Raw genomic sequence first — 4,420 nt, 5'->3', positions numbered from 1 at the left:
ATGCTACAGGCATCCCACTGCTCGCCTGCTTTAAGATAGACATGATTTGGCTATCACTGTGTTTTGATATTGTCATTTATAGAATCTCCTTCTTTACTTCTAAAAAATTCTACTCCTTTTGTCGATTGTTTTTGGGGAGGATTACCAATTATCGATAATGAGATAATGATTGATATATTGTATGAAAATAAAATATTGCCACTGATAAGCAATATTTCTTATATTAAAATCTATAATTATTCTTATATACAAGCTTATGTATTGTATGGTTATTTTATATATGAGGATGATCAAGGTAATAAAATAACTGCTATAAATGATCTAAAAATATTATTTAGTCATAATAATATTTTTACCTCTATAATTTTGATCAAGAAATATTATTTTTACAAATTATTAGAAGAAAATTTCGCTCATTTAACTAGTATCAAGGCAAAATATGCTCTTGAGTTTAAAGCCGGACCGATTATTGCTAAGAATATTAATTATACCAATAAAGTAATAATATTTTTTGTTGTGTTTATAGCTACATTGATTTATCTGCCGGTTTTATTTCACATTGCTAATAATATAAGTTATTGTTTGCAAAATATTTTGAAATCCCTGTTATTTATAAGAGCAATAAGGGAATCTCCTTTGGTACAAATGTCATTTCTGCGCTCCTCTATGTCATTCCCGCGAAAGCGGGAATCCAGTCAAACATATAAAAAACAAGTTTTTTATATGTTTAGTTTATCAAAAATATGTAATTTTTGTACCAAGATTAAGGTTATTTTTTTGGATTCCCGCTTTCGCGGGAATGACATAGGAGAACACGGGAATAACATAGAAGGACACGGAAATGACATGAGTTACATAGACCACAAAGTAAGTAGCATTCAAAATCATCAGGCGAAATCACAAGTTTCTCAAAATGAGGAGAAAACTTTACCGGTTTATACAGTTTTGGTGCCGTTATATAAAGAATTAAGTAAGCTAAGGTCAATAATTAAAAATATTTCATTAATTAATTACCCAAAAGATAAGCTAGACGTTAAAATTATTATCGAAGATGATGATTATCTAATGATTAAAGAAGTAGCCTTATATAATTTACCGTCTTATTTTCATGTTATACTTGTTCCGAAAACTCTACCAAGAACTAAACCGAAAGCCCTTAATTATGCTTTGGAATATTCACGAGGTAAGTATCTAGTAGTATATGATGCTGAAGATAAACCTGAAACTGATCAGTTACTTAAGGCTCTAGCAATGTTTAGAAACTTGCCGTCCGAATATGCTTGCTTACAAGCTAAGCTCAACTTTTATAATAAAAATGAGAATATTTTAACCAAAATGTTTAATATAGAATATAGCTTATGGTTTGAATATATGCTCAAAGGCTTGAGTTTATTAAAACTTCCTACGCCTCTTGGTGGTACTAGTAATCATTTTAAAACGGATATATTAAATAAGCTTGGCGACTGGGATGCTTATAATGTAACAGAAGATGCTGAGCTTGGTATAAGAATTTACTCACAGAACTATAAAGTAGCTATTCTTGATTCCTATACTCTAGAAGAAGCCCCGAATAGTTTAGGTAATTGGCTAAATCAAAGATCACGTTGGATTAAAGGTTTTTTGCAAACATTTTTTGTATTTAAGGCACAAAAAGATAAATACCGAAAGTTTACTTTATTACAAGTAATAACAATTTATATTTTCATCGGCTTATCTACTTATAATTTTTGGAGTTTACCCTTTATAATATTTTCTATTGTTATAAATAAAAATTCCATAATTAATTATTTATGGCTTGTTAATAGTGTTTTTTCACTTTTATATCTTTATGGTACTGCCCTGTATATATTGAAGAATTCTTTAAAAAGCAGAAAAGTAAAATTTCAAGATATAATAGCTTTGGTTTTATGGGGTAGCTATTTTATATTACATACCATAGCTTCATATAAAGCAGTATTTGAAATAATTTTTTGTCCTTTCAAATGGAGCAAAACTAACCATGGCGTTAGCTTAGAGGATTTTGAGAAAGAATAGACATCTTGTATGACCATCTTATAAAGAAGAATTTGAAAAAGAGGTTTATTAAAAAAATTTTTATTCTTTCCCCTTGAACTAACAAAAATAAAATATATATAGTTATGTACATTTAAAGATTTAATAATTGGAGGTTAAAATGTCTTTTAAACCATTACATGATAGAATTGCAATAAAGCCTATCGAACATGAAGAAAAAACTAGAGGTGGAATTATTATTCCTGATACCGCGAAAGAAAAGCCGATGCAAGGTATCGTCACCGCTGTAGGCACAGGTACTCGTAATGAAAAAGGTGAAGTTCATCCTTTAGAGTTAAAAGTCGGTGACAAAGTTTTATACGGTAAGTGGGCAGGTACCGAAATTGAAATTAAAGGCGAAAAACTGATCGTTATGAAAGAAAATGATGTTCTAGGTTCTATAAAGGAAAATTAAATTAATCTATTTTTGCTATTTTTTGCTGTAAATTATAAGATTTTTTTGAAATAAGAATAACTATTCCATCAAAAATCTTATTAATTTTCGCTAAAAAATATCTAAAAATATAAATAATTTAATTTTCTTCATAGAACCTTGGTATAATTAATTAATTATTTATTTGTAAAAGGAGAAATTAAATATGGCAACAAAACTTATTAAACACGGCTCAAAAGCTCGTGAGCAAATGCTAGAAGGCATTGATATACTTGCAGATGCAGTAAAAGTTACTTTAGGTCCAAAAGGCAGAAATGTACTTATCGAACAATCATTCGGCGCGCCAAAAATTACCAAAGACGGTGTTACAGTTGCAAAATCGATTGAGTTAAAAGATAAAATTAGAAATGCAGGAGCACAATTATTAAAATCAGCTGCTACAAAAGCTGCAGAAGTAGCCGGTGACGGTACTACTACAGCTACGGTACTTGCTAGAGCTTTGGCTCGTGAGGGTAATAAGCTAGTAGCAGCGGGCTATAATCCTATGGATTTAAAGCGTGGTATGGATTTAGCGGTAAATGCAGCAGTAGAAGAAATCAAAAAATCTAGTAAAAAAATCAATAGCCAAGAGGAAATCGCACAGGTCGGTACTATATCTTCAAACGGCGATAAGGAAATCGGTGAGAAAATTGCTAAGGCAATGGAGGAAGTCGGTAAAGAAGGCGTGATAACTGTTGAAGAAGCAAAGAATTTTAGCTTTGAGGTTGAAGTAGTTAAAGGTATGATGTTTGATAGAGGTTATCTATCACCGTATTTTGTAACAAATTCTGAGAAGATGGTTGCTGAGCTTGAAAACCCTTTCATCTTATTATTTGAGAAAAAATTATCAAATTTACAACCAATGTTACCTATACTTGAGGCTGTAGTACAATCACAACGCCCACTATTAATTATTGCTGAGGATGTTGAGGGCGAAGCTCTTGCAACGCTTGTAGTCAATAGATTACGTGGTGGTTTAAAAGTTGCAGCGGTAAAAGCTCCTGGTTTTGGTGATAGAAGAAAAGCAATGATGGAAGATATTGCTATCCTAACTAAAGGTGAGCTTATTACTGAAGATTTAGGTATGAAGCTTGAAAATGTTAGCATTAAGAGTTTAGGTACGGCAAAAAGAGTAACCATTTCTAAAGAAAATACCGTAATTGTTGACGGTAGCGGTGATAAGAAAAATATTGAAGATAGAGTGCTGCAAATTAAATCTCAAATAGCTGAAACTACTTCCGACTATGATAAAGAAAAACTACAAGAGCGTTTAGCTAAACTTTCCGGTGGTGTTGCCGTGTTAAAGGTTGGCGGTGCTACAGAAGTTGAAGTGAAAGAGCGTAAAGATCGTGTTGAAGATGCCTTAGCTGCTACAAGAGCTGCAGTTGAAGAAGGTGTTGTTGCCGGTGGTGGTATAACATTACTTCATGCCTCACAAACTTTAACAACGCTTAAAGTAGAGAATAAGGATCAACAAGCAGGTATTGAAATAGTAATAGAAGCTTTAAAAGACCCTCTAAAACAAATCGTTGAAAATGCAGGTGAAAACGGTGGTGTAGTAGTTGGTAAATTACTAGAACATAAGGATAAAAATTTCGGTTTTAATGCTCAAGATATGCAATATGTTGATATGATTAAAGCAGGAATTATTGATCCGGCTAAAGTAGTACGTACTGCACTTCAAGATGCTGCCTCCGTTGCTTCATTAATTATTACCACGGAAACTTTAATTGTTGATGAAGCTGATGATAAGGAAGATGCTAGACCAATGCGTGGCGGTATGGGAGGCATGGGCGGTATGGACTTCTAAGTCTATATCTCCATAAGATAGGTTATACAATAGGTCTAATAAACCGGTTTTGTTGCGTGGCTCAAAAAAAGCATACGATGTCATACCGTGGCTCCGCCATGGTATCTAGAAAAACAACTTAAAAT

The 4,420-nt window shown here is 32.4% G+C and carries 3 protein-coding genes; all 3 read left to right on the top strand.

Annotated elements, in window-relative coordinates; all coding sequences use genetic code 11:
* Positions 1-69 precede the first annotated feature (69 nt).
* The 3 genes from AC1Z7D_RS06005 to groL all read left to right on the top strand — a co-directional run bounded on the left by AC1Z7D_RS06005 (position 70) and on the right by groL (position 4,295).
* On the top strand, positions 70-2,034 hold the full coding sequence (locus tag AC1Z7D_RS06005) for a glycosyltransferase family 2 protein (protein WP_482602852.1): 1,965 nt from the start codon (positions 70-72) through the stop codon (positions 2,032-2,034).
* A gap of 139 nt (positions 2,035-2,173) precedes the next feature.
* Positions 2,174-2,467, top strand: a complete 294-nt coding sequence (locus tag AC1Z7D_RS06000) for a co-chaperone GroES (protein ID WP_482602850.1) — start codon at positions 2,174-2,176, stop codon at positions 2,465-2,467.
* 184 nt (positions 2,468-2,651) lie between these two features.
* Positions 2,652-4,295, top strand: a complete 1,644-nt coding sequence (groL, locus tag AC1Z7D_RS05995) for a chaperonin GroEL (protein WP_482602848.1) — start codon at positions 2,652-2,654, stop codon at positions 4,293-4,295.
* Positions 4,296-4,420 lie beyond the last annotated feature (125 nt).

Source organism: Rickettsia sp., assembly GCF_965035265.1.
The sequence above is the reverse complement of the archived record's forward strand: the minus strand, read 5'-3'. Positions and strand labels throughout refer to the sequence as shown.

What these genes read in the sequence shown, in the direction of transcription:
- AC1Z7D_RS06000 (WP_482602850.1), top strand. Translation starts at nt 2,174, where the DNA reads ATGTCTTTTAAACCATTACATGATAGAATTGCAATAAAGCCTATCGAA.
- groL (WP_482602848.1), top strand. Translation starts at nt 2,652, where the DNA reads ATGGCAACAAAACTTATTAAACACGGCTCAAAAGCTCGTGAGCAAATG.